At 59.5% G+C, this 18,204-nt stretch carries 16 protein-coding genes; 7 read left to right on the forward strand and 9 right to left on the reverse strand.

Annotated elements, in window-relative coordinates; translation table 11 throughout:
- Positions 1–142: 142 nt before the first annotated feature.
- The 5 genes from pyk to gcl all read right to left on the reverse strand — a co-directional run bounded on the left by pyk (position 143) and on the right by gcl (position 6,796).
- Positions 143–1,558: a pyruvate kinase gene (gene pyk, locus ACA053_RS08090; RefSeq protein WP_497394935.1), complete on the reverse strand. Its 1,416-nt coding sequence runs from the start codon at positions 1,556–1,558 to the stop codon at positions 143–145.
- Complete coding sequence (locus ACA053_RS08095; RefSeq protein WP_497394937.1) at positions 1,548–2,828, reverse strand: glycerate kinase type-2 family protein; 1,281 nt, start codon at positions 2,826–2,828, stop codon at positions 1,548–1,550. The genes pyk and ACA053_RS08095 overlap by 11 nt, the downstream gene beginning before the upstream one ends.
- A gap of 154 nt (positions 2,829–2,982) precedes the next feature.
- Positions 2,983–3,873 carry a 2-hydroxy-3-oxopropionate reductase gene (locus ACA053_RS08100; protein WP_497394939.1) on the reverse strand — a complete coding sequence of 297 codons (891 nt, stop codon included), beginning with the start codon at positions 3,871–3,873 and terminating at the stop codon, positions 2,983–2,985.
- Between the two features lie 226 nt (positions 3,874–4,099).
- The gene (hyi, locus tag ACA053_RS08105; RefSeq protein WP_109628622.1) at positions 4,100–4,882 is read right to left on the reverse strand and encodes a hydroxypyruvate isomerase; all 783 of its coding nucleotides are present in this window, start codon (positions 4,880–4,882) and stop codon (positions 4,100–4,102) included.
- Positions 4,883–5,020: 138 nt separating this feature from the next.
- Positions 5,021–6,796: a glyoxylate carboligase gene (gene gcl, locus ACA053_RS08110; protein ID WP_109628623.1), complete on the reverse strand. Its 1,776-nt coding sequence runs from the start codon at positions 6,794–6,796 to the stop codon at positions 5,021–5,023.
- A 267-nt stretch (positions 6,797–7,063) separates the two neighbouring features.
- Between gcl and ACA053_RS08115 the strand changes: the two genes are divergently transcribed.
- Together ACA053_RS08115 and ACA053_RS08120 are read left to right on the forward strand one after the other, a co-directional pair.
- A complete protein-coding gene (locus ACA053_RS08115; RefSeq protein ID WP_497394941.1) occupies positions 7,064–7,504 on the forward strand; it encodes a GlcG/HbpS family heme-binding protein in 441 nt (146 codons plus the stop codon).
- A gap of 210 nt (positions 7,505–7,714) precedes the next feature.
- Positions 7,715–8,173, forward strand: coding sequence for an REP-associated tyrosine transposase (locus tag ACA053_RS08120; protein WP_497394943.1), 459 nt, complete (start codon positions 7,715–7,717; stop codon positions 8,171–8,173).
- A 128-nt stretch (positions 8,174–8,301) separates the two neighbouring features.
- On the opposite strand, the gene ACA053_RS08125 is transcribed toward ACA053_RS08120, so the two are convergent.
- Positions 8,302–8,907, reverse strand: coding sequence for a TetR/AcrR family transcriptional regulator (locus tag ACA053_RS08125; protein WP_077748647.1), 606 nt, complete (start codon positions 8,905–8,907; stop codon positions 8,302–8,304).
- Between the two features lie 134 nt (positions 8,908–9,041).
- Between ACA053_RS08125 and ACA053_RS08130 the strand changes: the two genes are divergently transcribed.
- Positions 9,042–9,956, forward strand: coding sequence for a DUF808 domain-containing protein (locus ACA053_RS08130; protein ID WP_109628626.1), 915 nt, complete (start codon positions 9,042–9,044; stop codon positions 9,954–9,956).
- Positions 9,957–10,145: 189 nt separating this feature from the next.
- Here the strand turns inward: ACA053_RS08130 and ACA053_RS08135 are convergent, their stop codons facing one another.
- Together ACA053_RS08135 and ACA053_RS08140 are read right to left on the reverse strand one after the other, a co-directional pair.
- Positions 10,146–10,934 carry an MlaA family lipoprotein gene (locus tag ACA053_RS08135; RefSeq protein ID WP_497394945.1) on the reverse strand — a complete coding sequence of 263 codons (789 nt, stop codon included), beginning with the start codon at positions 10,932–10,934 and terminating at the stop codon, positions 10,146–10,148.
- On the reverse strand, positions 10,927–12,225 hold the full coding sequence (locus tag ACA053_RS08140; protein WP_109628628.1) for a serine/threonine protein kinase: 1,299 nt from the start codon (positions 12,223–12,225) through the stop codon (positions 10,927–10,929). The genes ACA053_RS08135 and ACA053_RS08140 overlap by 8 nt, the downstream gene beginning before the upstream one ends.
- Before the next feature lie 224 nt (positions 12,226–12,449).
- On the opposite strand from ACA053_RS08140, the gene ACA053_RS08145 reads away from it, so the two are divergent.
- A complete protein-coding gene (locus ACA053_RS08145; RefSeq protein ID WP_109628629.1) occupies positions 12,450–12,818 on the forward strand; it encodes a hypothetical protein in 369 nt (122 codons plus the stop codon).
- A 107-nt stretch (positions 12,819–12,925) separates the two neighbouring features.
- On the opposite strand, the gene ACA053_RS08150 is transcribed toward ACA053_RS08145, so the two are convergent.
- Complete coding sequence (locus ACA053_RS08150; RefSeq protein WP_109628630.1) at positions 12,926–14,521, reverse strand: glycoside hydrolase family 17 protein; 1,596 nt, start codon at positions 14,519–14,521, stop codon at positions 12,926–12,928.
- 299 nt (positions 14,522–14,820) lie between these two features.
- Here ACA053_RS08150 and ACA053_RS08155 point away from each other — a divergent pair, with 299 nt between their 5' ends.
- The 3 genes from ACA053_RS08155 to ACA053_RS08165 all read left to right on the forward strand — a co-directional run bounded on the left by ACA053_RS08155 (position 14,821) and on the right by ACA053_RS08165 (position 17,866).
- Positions 14,821–15,672: a glycine betaine ABC transporter substrate-binding protein gene (locus tag ACA053_RS08155; protein WP_109628631.1), complete on the forward strand. Its 852-nt coding sequence runs from the start codon at positions 14,821–14,823 to the stop codon at positions 15,670–15,672.
- Positions 15,673–15,899: 227 nt separating this feature from the next.
- Positions 15,900–16,211, forward strand: coding sequence for a DUF485 domain-containing protein (locus tag ACA053_RS08160; RefSeq protein ID WP_109628632.1), 312 nt, complete (start codon positions 15,900–15,902; stop codon positions 16,209–16,211).
- Positions 16,208–17,866 (forward strand): cation acetate symporter, encoded by a 1,659-nt coding sequence (locus tag ACA053_RS08165; RefSeq protein WP_497316510.1) that lies wholly within the window; start codon positions 16,208–16,210, stop codon positions 17,864–17,866. Before ACA053_RS08160 ends, ACA053_RS08165 begins: the two co-directional genes overlap by 4 nt.
- Positions 17,867–18,204: the final 338 nt, after the last annotated feature.

An 18,204-nucleotide genomic window follows, 5' to 3' on the forward strand; every position in this document is an offset into this window, starting at 1 on the left:
TTCTAAAAGACAGTGAAACCGAGTCGCCTTCATCGCCAGCAGGCTGGCTCCCACACTGAATCTCAGTTCAGTCTTGATTCCGTGATCGACACAAAACCAATGTGGGAGCCAGCCTGCTGGCGATGAGGCCGGTATGGGCGCTCTAGATCAACGTCTCGATACGCAGTGAGTTAGTCGACCCCGGCTGCCCAAACGGCACACCCGCGGTGATCAACAACGTGTCCCCGCGCTGCGCCATTCCCTGCGCCTGCGCAATCTCCAGCGCCGTCGAGCAGACCTCATCCACCTGGCGCAGCCGATCATTGACCACCGAGTGCACGCCCCACGCCACGGTCAAGCGGCGCGCGGTCTGCAGGTTCGGCGTCAGGTTGAGGATCGGCACGGTCGGCCGTTCCCGCGCCGCACGCAGGCTCGACGTCCCCGACTCGCTGTAATTCACCAGCACCGCCACCGGCAGCACGTTGCTGATGCGCCGGATTGCGCAGCTGATCGCATCGGAAACCGTCGCCTCGGCCTTCGGCCGGCTCACGTCCAGTTGTGCCTGATAATCCGGACCGTTTTCCACTTGGCGAATGATCTTGCTCATCATCTGCACGGCTTCCAGCGGGTACTCGCCGGACGCGGTTTCGGCCGATAGCATCACCGCATCGGCACCTTCGGCCACGGCGTTGGCGACATCGGTGACTTCGGCGCGGGTCGGGGCCGGGGAGAAGCGCATCGATTCGAGCATCTGCGTCGCCACCACCACCGGTTTGCCTAGTCCGCGGCAAATGCTGATGATGTTTTTCTGAATCTGCGGCACGCTTTCCGCCGGCACTTCCACGCCCAGGTCACCGCGAGCGACCATGATCGCGTCGCTCAACTCGGCGATCTCGCGCAGCTGGGTCACGGCCGAGGGCTTCTCGATCTTGGCCATCAAAAACGCTTTGTCGCCGATCAGTTCGCGGGCTTCGCGGATGTCTTCCGGACGCTGCACAAACGACAGCGCCACCCAGTCCACACCCAGTTCCAGACCGAAGCTCAAGTCACGACGATCCTTGGCGGTCAGCGGGCTCAATTCCAGCACCGCTTGCGGCACGTTCACGCCTTTGCGGTCCGAGAGTTCGCCGCCGTTGAGCACGGTGGTATCGATCGCGTCGGCGTACTTGGTGACCACGCGCAGACGCAGCTTGCCGTCGTCCAGCAACAGGTCCATGCCGGGTTCCAGCGCGGCGATGATTTCCGGGTGCGGCAGGTTGACCCGACGCTGATCACCCGGCGTCGTATCGAGATCCAGGCGCAGGGCCTGGCCGCGGTGCAGTTGCACCTTGCCCTCGGCGAACTTGCCGACCCGCAGTTTCGGGCCTTGCAGGTCCATCAGGATGCCCAACGGGTAATTCAGTTGGCGCTCGACCTCACGAATCCACTGATAACGCTGAGCGTGGTCGGCGTGATCGCCATGGCTGAAGTTCAGGCGAAAGATGTTGACCCCGGCCTGCACCAGCTCACGGATGTCGTCGATCCCGTCGGTGGCAGGACCGAGGGTGGCAAGGATTTTAACCTTCTTGTCAGGCGTCATTTTTTGGGCTCTCGAGGATCAGGATGGCGCGGAAGTCGTTGACGTTGGTGCGGGTCGGCTCGGTGACGATCAGTGCGTCCAGCGCCTCGAAATAGCCGTAGCCATTGTTGTTGTCCAACTCGTCGCTGGCGCTCAAGCCGAGGGCGGCGGCGCGGGCGTAGCTGTCCGGGGTCATGATGGCGCCGGCGTTGTCTTCGGAGCCGTCGATGCCGTCGGTGTCACCGGCCAGGGCGTAGACGCCGGGCAAGCCTTTGAGGCTGTCGGTCAGGCTGAGCAAGAATTCGGCGTTGCGTCCGCCACGGCCATTGCCGCGCACGGTGACGGTGGTTTCTCCGCCCGACAAAATCACGCACGGCGCCGCCAATGGCTGGCCATGCAGGACCACCTGGCGGGTGATGCCGGCGTGAACCTTGGCCACTTCGCGGGATTCGCCTTCCAGATCGCCGAGGATCAGCGGACTGAAACCGGCCTGACGGGCTTTCACCGCGGCCGCTTCAAGGGATTGCTGAGGACGGGCGATCAACTGGAAATGGCTGCGTGCCAGACTCGGATCTCCGGGTTTGACGGTTTCCGATTCCGGGCTCTGCAGCCAGTTGCGCACCGAGGCCGGAACGTCGATGCCGTAGCGTTTGAGGATCGCCAGGGCTTCAGCCGAAGTGCTTGGGTCGGCCACGGTGGGGCCGGAAGCGATGACCGTGGCGAGGTCGCCCGGCACATCGGAAATCGCGTAGGTATAAACAGTGGCGGGCCAGCAGGCCTTGCCGAGGCGGCCGCCCTTGATCGCCGAGAGGTGCTTGCGCACGCAATTCATCTCGCCGATGGTGGCGCCGGATTTGAGCAGGGCTTTGTTGATCGATTGCTTGTCGGCCAGGGTGATGCCGGCCGCCGGCAATGCCAGCAGCGCAGAACCGCCGCCCGAGAGCAGGAAGATCACGCGGTCGTCTTCGGTCAGGTTGCTGACCATTTCCAATACCCGTTTGGCTACTGCCAGACCAGCAGCATCAGGCACCGGGTGAGCGGCTTCGACGACTTCGATTTTTTCGCACGGGGCGCCGTGGCCGTAACGGGTGACCACCAGGCCGCAGACTTCACCCTGCCAGCAACGCTCGACGACTTGGGCCATGGCGGCTGCGGCTTTGCCGGCGCCAATGACGATCACCCGACCGCTGCGATCCTGGGGCAAATGGGCTTCGAGGACTTGCTGCGGATGGGCCGCGTCGATGGCTGTGGCAAACAGCTCGCGCAGGAATTGTTGCGGATTGACCGACATGGCGGGCTCCCGGGAATTCTTGTTATTCGAAAGGGCAACTCAGATCCCTGTGGGAGCTAGCCTGCTAGCGATTCAGGCGCCCAGGTCTATCAGACACACCGCGTTGATTTCATCGCTAGCAGGCTAGCTCCCACAGGTTTTGTGCAGGGCTTTGTTACTTATCGCGAATCGAGAAGTTCGCCATGTGTTCCAGGCCCTTGATCAGCGCCGAGTGGTCCCAGTTGCTGCCACCGATGGCCGCGCAAGTGCTGAACACTTGCTGGGCGTTGGCGGTGTTCGGCAGGTTGATGTTCAGCTCTTTGGCGCCTTGCAGGGCCAGGTTCAAATCCTTCTGGTGCAGGCTGATGCGGAAGCCCGGGTCGAAGGTGCCTTTGATCATGCGCTCGCCGTGCACTTCGAGGATCTTCGACGAAGCGAAACCGCCCATCAGCGCTTCACGCACCTTGGCCGGATCGGCACCGTTTTTCGCGGCGAACAACAGCGCTTCGGCTACGGCCTGAATGTTCAGCGCGACGATGATCTGGTTCGCCACTTTCGCGGTTTGACCGTCGCCATTGCCACCGACCAGGGTGATGTTCTTGCCCATCGCCTGGAACAAAGGCAGTGCGCGTTCGAAAGCATCGGCATCGCCACCGACCATGATGCTCAGGCTTGCAGCCTTGGCGCCGACTTCACCGCCAGACACTGGGGCGTCGAGGTATTGCGCGCCTTTTTCGTTGACCTTGGCCGCAAAGGCCTTGGTGGCGGTCGGCGAGATCGAGCTCATGTCGATGACGATTTTGCCTTTGCCCACGCCGGCCGCAACGCCGTCGGCGCGGAACAGCACGTCGTCGACCTGCGGGGTATCCGGCACCATGATGATGATGACTTCAGCTTCCTGGGCGACTTCTTTCGGGTTGGCCAGGGCGACGGCGCCACCGGCAACCAGGTCGGCCGGTGCGGCGTCGTGGTGCGCCGACAGGAACAGGCTGTGACCGGCATTCTGCAGGTTCAACGCCATTGGGTGGCCCATGATGCCGGTGCCGATAAATCCGATTTTAGCCATGAGAAATTCCTCTTGTTTTTGTGTAGCCAAATAATGTGCGCGTAGCTGAGGCGACCACTTTCTGTGGCGAGGGAGCTTGCTCCCGCTCGGCTGCGTAGCCGTCGCAAAACCTGAGAACCGGTTCTGCCTGATACACCACGGTGGATGGCTTTGGGGCCGCTTCGCGACCCAGCGGGAGCAAGCTCCCTCACCACAAGTACAAGGCCACAAAAGGCCTGCTTTAGTGTCAGATCGCGTTGTGGGTTTTCAACCACCCCAGGCCCGCTTCAGTGGTGGTCAGCGGCTTGTATTCACAGCCAACCCAACCCTGATAACCGATGCGGTCAAGGTGTTCGAACAGGAAGCGGTAGTTGATTTCACCGGTGCCCGGTTCGTTGCGCCCCGGGTTGTCGGCCAACTGGATATGGTTGATCTCGCCCAGGTGCGCAGCCATGGTGCGGGCCAGGTCGCCCTCCATGATTTGCATGTGGTAGATGTCGTATTGCAGGAACAGATTGGCGCTGCCGACCTGTTCGCGAATCGACAGGGCCTGCGCCGTGTTGTTCAGATAGAAGCCCGGGATGTCGCGGGTGTTGATCGCTTCCATCACCAGTTTGATGCCCGCTGCTTGCAGCTTGTCGGCGGCGTATTTGAGGTTGGCGACGAAGGTTTTTTCCACGGTGGCATCGTCGACGCCTTGTGGACGAATACCGGCCAGGCAGTTGACCTGGGTGTTGCCGAGCACTTGCGCATAAGCGATCGCCAGATCGACACCGGCACGGAACTCTTCGACACGGTCCGGCAGGCACGCGATACCGCGTTCGCCCTTGGCCCAGTCACCGGCCGGCAGATTGAACAGCACCTGGGTCAGGCCACTGGCGTCGAGCTTGGCCTTGATCTCGGCGGAGCTGAAGTCGTAGGGGAACAGGTATTCGACACCACTGAAGCCGGCCTTGGCGGCCGCTTCGAAACGGGCAAGAAAATCCTGCTCAGTGAACAGCATGGACAGGTTGGCTGCGAAACGCGGCATGGTGGTCTCCCGAAAGTATGTGCAGATCCCCTGTGGGAGCCAGCCTGCTGGCGATAGCGGTGGGACAGTCAACATCAATGTTGAATGTGCCGGCCTCATCGCGAGCAGGCTCGCTCCCACAGGGAGAGCGTTCAGCTGTTAATCAAGCAACGAAATCGCGGTCGGCGCGTCGTTGCCGACCAGCGCCAGGTCTTCGAATTCGTTGACGGCGTTGATCTCGGTACCCATGGAAATGTTGGTCACGCGCTCCAGGATAATCTCGACGATCACCGGCACCTTGAACTCTTCGATCAGCTCCTGGGCCTTGCGCAGGGCAGGCTGGATCTGACCCGGTTCGAACACTCGCAGCGCCTTGCAGCCGAGGCCTTCGGCAACCGCGACGTGGTCGACACCGTAACCGTTGAGTTCCGGAGCGTTCAGGTTATCGAAGGACAGTTGCACGCAGTAGTCCATGTCGAAACCGCGCTGGGCCTGACGAATCAGCCCCAGGTACGAATTGTTGACCACGACGTGGATGTACGGCAGCTTGAACTGCGCGCCCACCGCCAACTCTTCGATCATGAACTGGAAATCATAGTCGCCCGACAGCGCCACGACCTTGCGGGTCGGATCGGCCTTGACCACGCCGAGTGCTGCCGGAATGGTCCAGCCCAACGGACCGGCCTGACCGCAGTTGATCCAGTGACGCGGCTTGTAGACGTGCAGGAACTGCGCGCCGGCAATCTGCGACAGACCGATGGTGCTGACGTAGCAGGTGTCTTTGCCGAACACCTGGTTCATCTCTTCGTACACACGCTGCGGTTTGACCGGCACGTTGTCGAAGTGAGTCTTGCGCTGCAGGCTGGCTTTGCGCTGCTGGCAGTCTTGCAGCCAGGCGCTGCGGTTTTTCAGCTTGCCGGCGGCTTGCCATTCGCGAGCGACTTCGATGAACACGGTCAGCGCGGCAGCGGCGTCGGAAACGATGCCCAGGTCCGGGTTGAACACGCGGCCGATTTGCGTCGGCTCGATGTCTACGTGAATGAATTTGCGGCCTTCGGTGTAAACGTCGATCGAACCGGTGTGGCGGTTGGCCCAACGGTTACCGACGCCCAATACCACGTCGGACTTCAGCAGGGTGGCGTTGCCGTAACGGTGCGATGTCTGCAAGCCCACCATGCCGACCATCAGCGGGTGATCGTCCGGGATGGTGCCCCATCCCATCAAAGTCGGGATCACCGGAATACCGGTCAGCTCGGCGAATTCAACCAGCAACTCGCTGGCGTCGGCATTGATGATGCCGCCACCGGCTACCAGCAATGGACGCTCGGCCTGGTCGAGCATGGCCAGGGCCTTCTCGATTTGCACGCGGTTGGCGGTTGGCTTGGCCAGCGGCAGTGGTTGGTAAGCATCGATGTCGAATTCGATTTCAGCCATCTGCACGTCGAACGGCAGGTCGATCAGCACCGGGCCCGGACGGCCGGAGCGCATTTCATAGAAGGCTTTCTGGAACGCATACGGCACCTGGCCCGGTTCCATGACGGTGGTTGCCCACTTGGTCACTGGCTTGACGATGGTGGTGATGTCAACGGCCTGGAAGTCTTCCTTGTGCATACGGGCGCGGGGTGCTTGCCCGGTGATGCACAGAATCGGGATCGAGTCGGCCGAGGCGCTGTAGAGCCCGGTGACCATGTCGGTGCCGGCCGGGCCGGAAGTGCCGATGCACACGCCGATGTTGCCGGCCTTGGTGCGGGTGTAACCCTCGGCCATGTGCGAGGCGCCTTCAACGTGGCGCGCGAGGACGTGATCGATGCCACCGACCTTCTGCAAGGCGGAGTACAGCGGGTTGATCGCGGCGCCCGGGATGCCAAAAGCGGTATCAACCCCTTCACGGCGCATCACCAGAACGGCGGCTTCGATTGCTCTCATTTTGCTCATGGTTTTGTGCCTCTTACGTTTTGTAATTGTATACAAGTGGCTTTGCGCAGAGTGTATTCACGGCGGACGGCGCAGGTCAATCCATTTTCTCAAGCGACTGTTTCATTCGTCGGAAGCCCAGTCTACTGTGGCTTTTCGTCGCGTGTGGCGCTTTTCGAGAATTATTGTATGCAAAAAAATAACTCATTGTGTTCTATTTGTTGCATCGGACTGCGGCACAACCGCGCAGGCCACTGGCTTTCCCTATAACAAAATGAGGACGGCACCATGAGCGCTTTAACCTTGAAAGTTGCAGTCAACCTGATCAATCAGGCCATCACCGCCGGGCGTGCAATCTCCGCGGCGCCACTGACCATCGCGGTACTGGATGCCGGCGGGCACGTGATTAGCCTGCAACGCGAAGACGGCGCGAGCCTGCTGCGCCCGCAGGTCGCCATCGGCAAAGCCTGGGGCGCCATCGCCCTCGGCAAAGGCTCACGCCTGCTGGCACTGGACGCCCAGCAACGCCCGGCCTTCTTCACCGCGCTGAACAGCCTGGGGCAGGGCAGCGTCGTGCCGGCACCGGGCGGTGTGTTGATTCGGGATCAGGACGGGAACGTGCTGGGGGCGGTGGGGATCAGCGGGGATCTGTCGGATGTTGACGAGCAGTGTGCGATCAGTGCGATCGAGGCGGTGGGGTTGAGGGCGGATGCTGGGGTGGTGGCTTGATCTTCAGCGCCTGACCCGATGCCATCGCGGGCAAGCCCGCTCCCACAGTGTTAGTGGGTGGACACAAAATTTGTGAACACCCTTGATCCTTGTGGGAGCGGGCTTGCCCGCGATGACTATTTATCAGACACATCCAGCTAAAAGTCTGTCCCACTCTCTGGCATTCACAAGTCTAGTCTTCTCATGAATACATGAGAGAGAGGCAAAGGAATGCCTGATTTACCCGCTTCACATCGCCTGCGGATGGGCCGCTACGCCGAACCCAACCGAATCTATTTGCTGACCACCAATACACATGACCGCAAGCCGGTTTTTGCCGACTTCGCTTTGGGCAGATTGGTGGTTCATCAATTTCGTCGGGCACAAGATCTCGGATTGGCAAAATCACTGGCTTGGGTCGTCATGCCCGATCATTTCCATTGGCTGGTCGAATTGGAAAACTGTTCGCTCAGAAAGCTGATGCGCCAGACTAAATCCCTTATCACTAGAGAGGTGAATCTTTCGAGTAGTAAAAGTGGGCCGCTTTGGCAGCAGGGTTATCACGACCGGGCGTTAAGGCGGGAAGAGGATTTGGTGAAATTGGCCCGGTATGTCGTGGCAAACCCGTTGCGGGCTGGGCTGGTGGAAAAGCTTGGTGACTATCCGTTGTGGGATGCTGTTTGGGTTTGAATCGGCACCGAGTTGCCTTCATCGCTGGCAAGCCAGCTCCCACAGGGATTTGGGTCGTTCTCAACATTTGAATCCAACACAGAAACTTGTGGGAGCTGGCTTGCCAGCGATGGCTGCACCACCGTGTATCAATCCGGCTCACACCCTTTAAGCACCAACCGAATAATCGTCTGCGCCGCCGCTTCATAGTCCTCTTCATCCAGCTTGGCCTTGCCAGTGATGGCAGTGATCTGCCAGTCAAAGTCGGCGTAGGTCTGGGTCGCGGCCCAGATGCTGAACATCAGGTGGTTGGGATCGATCGGGGCGATTTGCCCGCGGTCGATCCAGGTCTGGATGCAGTCGATGTTGTGCTTGGCCTGGCCGTTAAGCTGTTCGACCAGGTCGGCGCTCAGGTGCGGGGCGCCGTGCATGATTTCGCTGGCGAACACTTTGGAGGCGAAGGGCAGGTCGCGGGAGATGCGGATTTTCGAGCGGATGTAGCCGCTCAGCACTTCGCTGGGCACACCGTCGGCGTTGAACGGCGTCGAAGCCTGCAGAATCGGTTCGATGATGCTTTCCAGGACCTCACGGTAGAGGTTTTCCTTGGATTTGAAGTAGTAATAGACGTTGGGCTTGGGCAATCCCGCCTTGGCTGCGATATCACTGGTTTTGGTCGCAGCGAAGCCCTTGTCGGCAAATTCTTCACTGGCGGCACGCAGGATCAGTTCTTTGTTGCGCTCGCGGATAGTGCTCATAAACCAGGGGGTTCCTTGCCTGTTCTGGCGGTTGCGCATGGTAGCACCGGCCTCGCGCAGCGCTCAAGAATGCCCCGTGTGGCGCTCGGTCGCGCTATGCTGCGCAGCATTCATTCCAGAAGGACACCTGATTCATGGCAGGAAGCAGTTTGCTGTTGCTGATCGACGACATCGCCGCCGTTCTCGACGATGTGGCGTTGATGACCAAAATGGCCGCCAAGAAGACCGCTGGCGTACTCGGCGATGATCTGGCGCTAAATGCCCAACAGGTTTCCGGCGTACGTGCCGAGCGGGAAATCCCGGTCGTATGGGCGGTGGCCAAGGGCTCGTTTCTCAACAAACTGATCCTGGTGCCGTCAGCCCTGGCCATCAGCGCATTCATTCCGTGGCTGGTCACGCCGTTGTTGATGATCGGCGGCGCGTACCTGTGCTTCGAAGGTTTCGAGAAGCTCGCCCACAAATTCCTGCACAGCAAGGCTGAAGACCAGGCCGAGCATGCGGAGTTGGTCGAAGCGGTGGCCGATCCGGCTGTTGATCTGGTGGCGTTCGAGAAAGACAAGATCAAGGGCGCCATCCGCACTGACTTCATTCTGTCGGCAGAAATCATCGCCATCACCCTCGGCACCGTGGCGGATGCGTCGTTGACCCAGCAGGTCATCGTGCTGTCGGGCATCGCCATCGTCATGACCATCGGCGTCTATGGCCTGGTGGCGGGCATCGTCAAGCTTGATGACCTGGGCCTGTGGCTGACCCAAAAGCCTGGGCAGATGGCCAAAAGCATCGGCGGCGGGATTCTGCGTGCAGCGCCGTACATGATGAAAAGCCTGTCCGTGATCGGCACGGCGGCAATGTTCCTGGTGGGCGGCGGGATTCTGACCCATGGCGTGCCGGTGGTTCATCACTGGATTGAGAGCGTCAGTGCAGGGGCGGGCGGTGCCGGGTTTATCGTGCCGACGTTGCTGAATGCGGTGGCGGGGATTGTGGCGGGGGCCGTTGTGTTGGCTGGTGTGATGGTCGTCAGCAAACTCTACAAGGCGCTGAAAGGCTGAAGGCGGACACTGTCCAAATGTGGGAGCGAGCCTGCTCGCGATAGCGGAGTGTCAGTCAGCATAGATGTTGACTGTGCTGGCCCCATCGCGAGCAGGCTCGCTCCCACAGTGGTTTCGTGGTGCTTGAAAAATACCCATTAAAAAGGCCATTCGATCCGCATCGAATGGCCTTTTTTGTTGCCGCCGGATTTACTCGGCAATCTGCAACTTGCGTGACTCGGTGTACACGTAACGCACTTTCTCGTACTCGAACGGCGAGTTCAGCTGGCCGTAGCGGAAGCTGTTCTGGTAGCGCTTGTCGACGCCGCGCAGGGCCCAGACTTCAGGATGGTTAGAGCTGACTTCCGAGACGTTCAGGAAGTTGATCGCCGATTCGGCGCTGAAGTCCACCACCAGGCCGCCGGTGTCGCGGATGTTCGAAGGGCCGAGGATCGGTAACACGAAGTAGGCGCCGCCCGGTACACCGTAGAAGCCCAGGGTCTGACCGAAGTCTTCGGCCTGGCGCGGCAGGCCCATGGCGGTGGCCGGGTCCCACAGGCCGGCAATGCCGATGGTGGTGTTGAGCAGCAGGCGCGCGGTGGTTTCCATCGAACGCTTGCCTTTGAACTGCAGCAGGCTGTTCATCAGGTTCGGCACATCGCCGATGTTATTGAAGAAGTTGCTCACGCCGGTGCGCAGGAAACTTGGCGTGATGTAGCGATAACCGTCGACCACCGGCAGAAACACCCATTGGTCGAAGCGGTAGTTGAAGTGATAAACCCGGCGGTTCCACTCTTCCAGCGGGTCGTAGACGTTCAGCGCGTTGAGCGTGGAACGTTCGAACTCGCGCTGATCCAGCCCTGGGTTGAACTTGAGTTTACTCAGCGGTTCCTTGAAACCGTCAGTGTCGACCACGACAGGGGCGTTGGCTTTGCTGTTGTCTGCATTGGCGACGCCTGCACAGAGTAACGCAGCGATAAGCAGGAGGTATTTAGCCACGGAAGAACTCCAGCATAGCGTCGCTGTTGACGCGGTAATTTAGGTTGCCGCAATGGCCGCCCAGTGGATAAACGGTCAGACGGTCGCCGAAGGTCTTGCGCAGGAAACCGAGGTCGCCTGGGCCGAGGATCACGTCGTCGGCGTTGTGCATGACCGCGATTTTCGGGCTGTCGTGCAGGTAATCCTTGAGGGCATACAGGCTGACCTGATCGATCAGTTGCAGCAGGCTGCCGCCGTCGGTGCGGGCGCGCCACATCGGGATAACCTGCTCGGTGATGTAGCAGTCGAAGTCGCATTGCAGCGCACGCTTGAGGAACGGCGTGAGGCTGGTGCCTTCGGTGATCGGGTATTTCGGAGGGGTGATCAAGCCGCGACGGTTGATCAGGTCCGAGGTGAAGGCAATGTCGGCCGCCGAAAAGCGGAACGAAGTGCCGATCAGCATGGCCATCTGTTCGTTGGTCAGGTGCTGCTTGGACTGCTGGAAGTCGTAGAGCAGGGCATCGTTGAGGTCGATGTAGCCTTTTTGCTGGAAGTAGCGGGTCAGCTTGTTCAGCACCAGTTCATAGAACGTGGTGCTGTTGTTGATGCCCTTGACCTCGGTCTGGACCAGCTTGTCCAGGTTGGTGATCGAGGTGTAGAGGTTGACCGGCGGGTTGAGCAGCAAGACTTTCTTGAAGTTGAAGCTGCGACGGGTTTCGTCCAGGTGCGCGACGAAGGCCGCGTCCAGCGCGCCCAGGCTGTAACCGGTCAGGTAGTAATCAGTGACGGGGACGTTCGGGTTTTGCGCCCGCACGGCCTGCATCACCCGGTACATGTCTTCGGCATCTTCCTTGGTGATACCCGGTGTGGCAAAGCGTGAAGCCGCGCTCATGAAGTCGAAGCTGGTGGGCGACGACAGCTGCACCACGTGATAACCGGCCTTGTAGTAGAGCTTTTTCAGGTACTCGTTGAGGCTGCTGTCATAACGCGCACCGGTGCCGGCGATCAGAAAAATCAGCGGCGCTGCCTTGTCTTGCGTGGCAATGCGGTAGGTCAGCTTTTTGACCGGCCAGAAATTGTCTGGCAGTTCGAATGCACGCTCTGGGCGCAGGGTCACGCTGCGTGTCTGTTGGTCGATGTCGTCGTCCAGCGGCAACTCCGGACGCAGGTCCGGCGGAGTCGTGGCGATAGTCGCCTCGAACGGGTTGGTCAAGGGGTAGCCATAACTGGCGGCGTCGATATCGACCGCCAGTGCGGACGCACTCAAAATAAGGCCGCCAAACAGGGCGGCGAAGCGCAAGGAACGGAGCATGACTAGATCCCTTAGAGGAAGGTGCCGAATGAAGTTCGCAGGCTATGACCACGGGGTTTGCGCCAAAGTGCCATGCTGCGGCACCAATCAGGGCGTATTTCGGATCAATAGTAGCTGGACGATACACTTTGCAGCTATTTCGTGACCAATTATCTGCTATGCGCGTTTGCTAAGTGCTGTCGGGGGATTAAGCTGGCCGCCGTTTTCGTTTATTGGAGTGCTTCATGTCTCGCCGTCTGCCTGTGATTCTGCTACTCGTTCTGCTGCCGTTATGGCTGGCCGCCAGTTATGGCGCGCGTTATGGCTTTATGGAGGATGCGCAGTGGGTTGGCGTCTGTGTGGACGAGTCGAGTCGTTGGGAATGCCAGATTCGTTCGAGCCTGGGCTTGATGATTCACTTCAAGATGTTGGGCTACGCCGCATTGGCCGCCGCGATCATCGGGTTTGTGGTGCCGGGTCGGGCGGGGTGGTGGCTGGCGGTGCTGGCGCTGGTGTTCGGGTTTCCGGCGCTGGCGTTGTACAACACTACTTTGGCTGTTTTTGCGGTGGTGATTGCTGCTCTGCGTCTGGTCAGGGCTTCCCGCAGCGCCTGACAGTCCGTTATCGCGAGCGGGCTCGCTCCCACAGGGATCATCTGAGCGACAGAGATCAACTGTGGGAGCGAGCCTGCTCGCGATGAGGCCGGTAGCCGCGCTGAAGATCAGGCCTTGCGAACCCGCAAACAGCGCCACAACGCGGCAACCATCAACACACTCACCAGAGCCCAACCCCAGGCCTGCTGGTTCTGCAAGCCTTCAACGTACAGCTGCGGCGCAATGCCGGCGCCTATGATGAAGGTCAGCAGGGCGATTTCACGGCGCGGCACGTTCACCGGGCGGCACAGGTAAACCAGTGCCGGCAGGATGAACGCGACACTCGGGAAACTGCGATAACGCGGATCGAACACCAGCTCCAGCATCATCACCGCCGCCGCAAAACCTGCCGCAGCGACCAACCAGCCCGCTCGACGTTCCAGTGCATTGAACGCCCGCTCACGCCAGCCAGTTCGGGCGCTCAGCGTCAGCGCGGCATGCGCCAGTACCAGCAGATTCAACCCCGTCAGCAACGCCACCCACAACCATTCACTCGCAAATCGGGTAGTGACACGCGCCAGATCGCCCCACGCGCCAATCGAGCACGCCGCCAGTGCGCCGAGCAGCGGCAGCACCAAGGCGGCGCGCGTGGTGCGTACACGCCCGCCGAGCATCAGCGTGCCAAGGAAGATCAAGCCGCCAACGGCCAGCCACTGCGACCAGTACGGCACGTTCGACACAGGGCCGGCCAGCACGCCTTTGTCCTGGCGATCAGCGTCGAACAGCCCCCAGTAACCACCGACGGCACCTTCGCTGGCGCGTTTCCAGGGCTGGTCGAAGGCTTCGATCAGGTTGTAATGCCAGCCTTGCTGTTCGGCCATGATGACAAAACCACGGATGAACTTGGCTTCGTTAACCCGGCTCGGCAGGGCGGTTTCGCGCTGGCGGCCTTCGCTCGGCCAACCGGTTTCGCCAATCACCACGTCCTTGGGCGCGAATTTGTTGCCGAACACCTGACGCACTTCAGCCACGTGCTGCAGCGCTGCGTCGATGTTCGATGGATCGTCTTCCCAATACGGCAGCAAATGGATGGTCAGGAAATCCACCGCCGGGGCGATTTCCGGGTGCTTGAGCCAAAACTCCCAGACGTCGGCGTAAGTGACCGGCTGCTTGACCTGACTTTTGACTTTATTGATCAGCTTCGCCAGTTGCGCACCGGTGATTTCCTTGCGCAGCAGGGTTTCGTTGCCGACGATCACCGAAGTCACCACGTCCGCATTGGCGTTGGCCGAGGCGATCAGCAGGTCGACTTCTTTCTCGGTGTCCACCGGGTTGCTGTTGACCCAGGCACCGATCATCAGTTTCAGACCATGCTTGCGGGCCAGATCGGGCAGGGCCTCGAGACCGGTCATGGAATAGGTGCGAATGCATTCGAAGCTTTTGGCCAGCAGCGCCAGGTCGGCGTCCATGCGCTCGGGGCGCAATTTGAACGGCACGTCGAACGGCGACTGGTCTTTGTCGAACGGGGTATAGGAGGCGCACTGCAGCTTGTGCGTCGCACTGGCCACGTCCGGCAGAACCACCGGTTTACCGAGGCCATACCAGAAGCCGCCAAGGGCAAACAGCCCCAGCAGGCAAGCGAAGAGATAAGCCAGAAAAGGAAAGCGGGATGTCGCGGGCATGGTCAGGCCGTCTGGGAGCAAAGCCGCGCATGTTACCTGCATTTACCCCGCACTTGGGCCCTTGCATGATTTTGACATGCAAAGTTCAGGCGGATTGGCCGGTGTGCTTTCTGTGCACTAGATTAATGGCGATCTGATGTCGTTTCTCGATGCCTTGAGGTCGCTGACAGAGCAGGTCGCGGTTGTCGTCAGGTTGATGATCGACGCATCAGTGCTCTCATTGAAAATCACGCTGATGTTCGAACGAGTTTGCGGTGGGTGTGATGGGGGCGCTGTGCACCATAACAATACGTTGACGCGACTCGGCACCCGTCGAGCGCAGCACTTTCGGGGAAGTAACGATGAAGATGCGACGACTTTTAGGCGCCGGTGCCGCTCTGGTGCTTGCGATTGGCTCCACGATGGCCAATGCCGAGAGCAAAACCCTGAGCATCGGTTACGTTGACGGCTGGTCCGACAGCGTCGCGACCACCCATGTGGCCGCCGAAGTGATCAAGCAAAAGCTGGGTTACGACGTGAAACTTCAAGCCGTCGCCACCGGGATCATGTGGCAGGGTGTGGCCACCGGTAAACTCGACGCCATGTTGTCGGCCTGGCTGCCGGTGACTCACGGCGAATACTGGACCAAGAACAAGGATCAAGTCGTCGATTACGGTCCGAACTTCAAGGATGCAAAAATCGGCTTGATCGTGCCGGAATACGTCAAGGCCAAAACCATTGATGATCTGAAAACTGACGACACCTTCAAAAAACGCATCGTCGGCATCGACGCCGGTTCGGGCGTGATGCTTAAAACCGAGCAGGCGATCAAGGATTACGATCTGACCGGGTATCAACTCAAGGCCAGTTCCGGCGCCGGCATGATTGCCGAGCTGACCCGTGCCGAGAAGAAGAACGAATCCATTGCCGTGACCGGTTGGGTGCCGCACTGGATGTTCGCCAAGTGGAAACTGCGCTTCCTGGACGACCCGAAAGGCGTTTATGGCGCGGCTGAAACCGTAAACAACATCGGCAGCAAAGAACTGGCGACCAAGGCACCCGAAGTTGCCAAGTTCCTGAAGAACTTCCAGTGGGCGTCGAAAGACGAAATCGGCGAAGTCATGTTGGCGATTCAAGATGGCGCCAAGCCTGAAGCCGCGGCGAAGGATTGGGTGGCAAAACACCCTGAGCGCGTTGCAGACTGGATCAAGTGATTTGAGCTGAAGCCTCTAATCAGCACCTCTCAAGGCCCTTTGGCAGTTCTGCCAACGGGCCTTTTTCTTTTCCGCAGGAGAAGGGTGCAAAGCTGGCTAATTATTATCTGCTGGAAAATGGCCAGACCGTCATGTCGTTCTAATACTAAGGTCGTCTGGAACCAGTTCCGCAGCCGCATAGAGTGGATAACGTTCCAACTTTAATCTGTGCTGCGAGGATAAAAACAATGAACGACAGCATTTACCTCTCGATTCAAAACAGCCCGCGCTTCAAGGAGCTGGTTAGTAAGCGAGAAAGGTTCGCCTGGATTCTTTCGGCGATCATGCTTGGGCTGTACTCCGGATTCATCCTTTTGATTGCTTACGGGCCGCATATTCTTGGGGCGAAAATCAACCCCGAGTCTTCGATTACCTGGGGGATACCGATTGGTGTCGGGCTGATTCTCTCGGCCTTTGTCCTGACTGCAATCTACGTACGACGCGCCAATGGCGAATTCGACGACCTGAACAATCTGATTCTCAAGGAGGCTCAGCAATGATCCGGCGTCTATTGGCTCTATTGAGCGTTGCAGCATTCGCACCGGGTGCCTGGGCGGCTGAAGCCCTGACCGGCGCCGTGCAGAAACAACCGCTGAACGTCGCCGCGATCCTGATGTTCGTGGCGTTTGTCGGCGCGACTTTGTATATCACCTACTGGGCCTCCAAGAAAAACAACTCGGCGGCCGACTACTATGCGGCTGGCGGCAAGATCACCGGTTTCCAGAACGGTCTGGCGATTGCCGGTGACTACATGTCCGCGGCGTCCTTCCTGGGTATTTCCGCTCTGGTGTTCACCTCCGGCTACGATGGCCTGATCTACTCGATCGGCTTCCTGGTGGGCTGGCCGATCATTCTGTTCCTGATCGCCGAGCGCCTGCGTAACCTGGGTAAGTACACCTTTGCCGATGTGGCGTCCTACCGCCTTGGGCAAACCCAGATTCGCTCGCTGTCCGCTTGCGGTTCGCTGGTGGTGGTGGCGTTCTACCTGATCGCGCAAATGGTCGGGGCCGGCAAGCTGATCCAGTTGCTGTTCGGTCTGGATTACCATGTAGCCGTGATCCTGGTCGGCGTCCTGATGTGCATGTACGTGCTGTTCGGCGGCATGCTGGCGACCACTTGGGTGCAGATCATCAAGGCAGTACTGTTGCTGTCCGGTGCCTCGTTCATGGCGCTGATGGTGATGAAGCATGTCAACTTTGACTTCAACACGCTGTTCTCCGAGGCGATCAAGGTTCACGCCAAAGGCGAAGCGATCATGAGCCCGGGCGGTCTGGTGAAAGATCCGGTTTCCGCGTTCTCCCTCGGCCTGGCACTGATGTTTGGTACCGCTGGCCTGCCGCACATTCTGATGCGCTTCTTTACCGTGAGTGACGCGAAGGAAGCTCGCAAGAGCGTGCTGTACGCAACCGGCTTCATTGGCTACTTCTACATCCTGACTTTCATCATCGGCTTCGGTGCGATCCTGCTGGTCAGCACTAACCCGGTCTTTAAAGATGCGGCTGGCGCGCTGTTGGGCGGCAACAACATGGCGGCGGTGCACCTGGCCAACGCGGTGGGTGGCAGTATTTTCCTGGGCTTCATCTCGGCGGTAGCGTTCGCGACCATTCTGGCAGTGGTTGCCGGTTTGACCCTGGCCGGTGCTTCGGCGGTGTCTCACGACCTGTATGCCAGCGTGATCAAGAAAGGCAAGGCCAACGAGAAGGATGAGATCCGTGTCTCGAAAATCACCACCATCGCTTTGGCGGTGCTGGCGATCGGTCTGGGCATTCTGTTCGAAAGCCAGAACATCGCGTTCATGGTGGGCCTTGCGTTCTCCATCGCGGCGAGCTGTAACTTCCCGGTGCTGCTGCTTTCCATGTACTGGAAGAAACTGACCACTCGCGGTGCGATGATCGGTGGCTGGTTGGGTCTGATCAGCGCTGTTGGTTTGATGGTGCTTGGGCCAACCATTTGGGTGCAGATCCTGCATCACGAGAAGGCTATCTTCCCGTATGAGTACCCGGCGTTGTTCTCGATGGCCATTGCGTTTGTCGGGATCTGGTTCTTCTCGATCACTGACAAGTCCGCGGCTGGCGTTAATGAGCGTGCGCTGTTCTTCCCGCAGTTTGTTCGTTCGCAGACCGGGTTGGGGGCGAGTGGGGCGGTTTCTCACTAAGGCTTCGAGTTTGTCTGTGTAAGTTGCGTTAAACGAAAAATGCCCCGGTCGAGAGATTGGGGTATTTTTTTGGGCGTTGGGTTGAATCTGTGGGAGCTGGCTTGCCTGCGATGGCGGCCTGATAGCCGACCATGTTCTTTCAGGTGTACATATCCATTCCTGCGGTAACGGCGGCTGGCGGTTTCGCCCTTACGGCGACTCACTTTTTTTTCAAACGCCAAAAAAAAGTAAGCAAAAAAAGGCTCGCCCCGAGCGTCCGGCCCCTCGCCTGGGCTCGGCGTACCTTCGCTCCGGTATCCATCCGGGGACACTGCCCTCCGGTCTGCTTCGCGACGACC

This window comes from Pseudomonas sp. LBUM1672 (genome assembly GCF_059695655.1).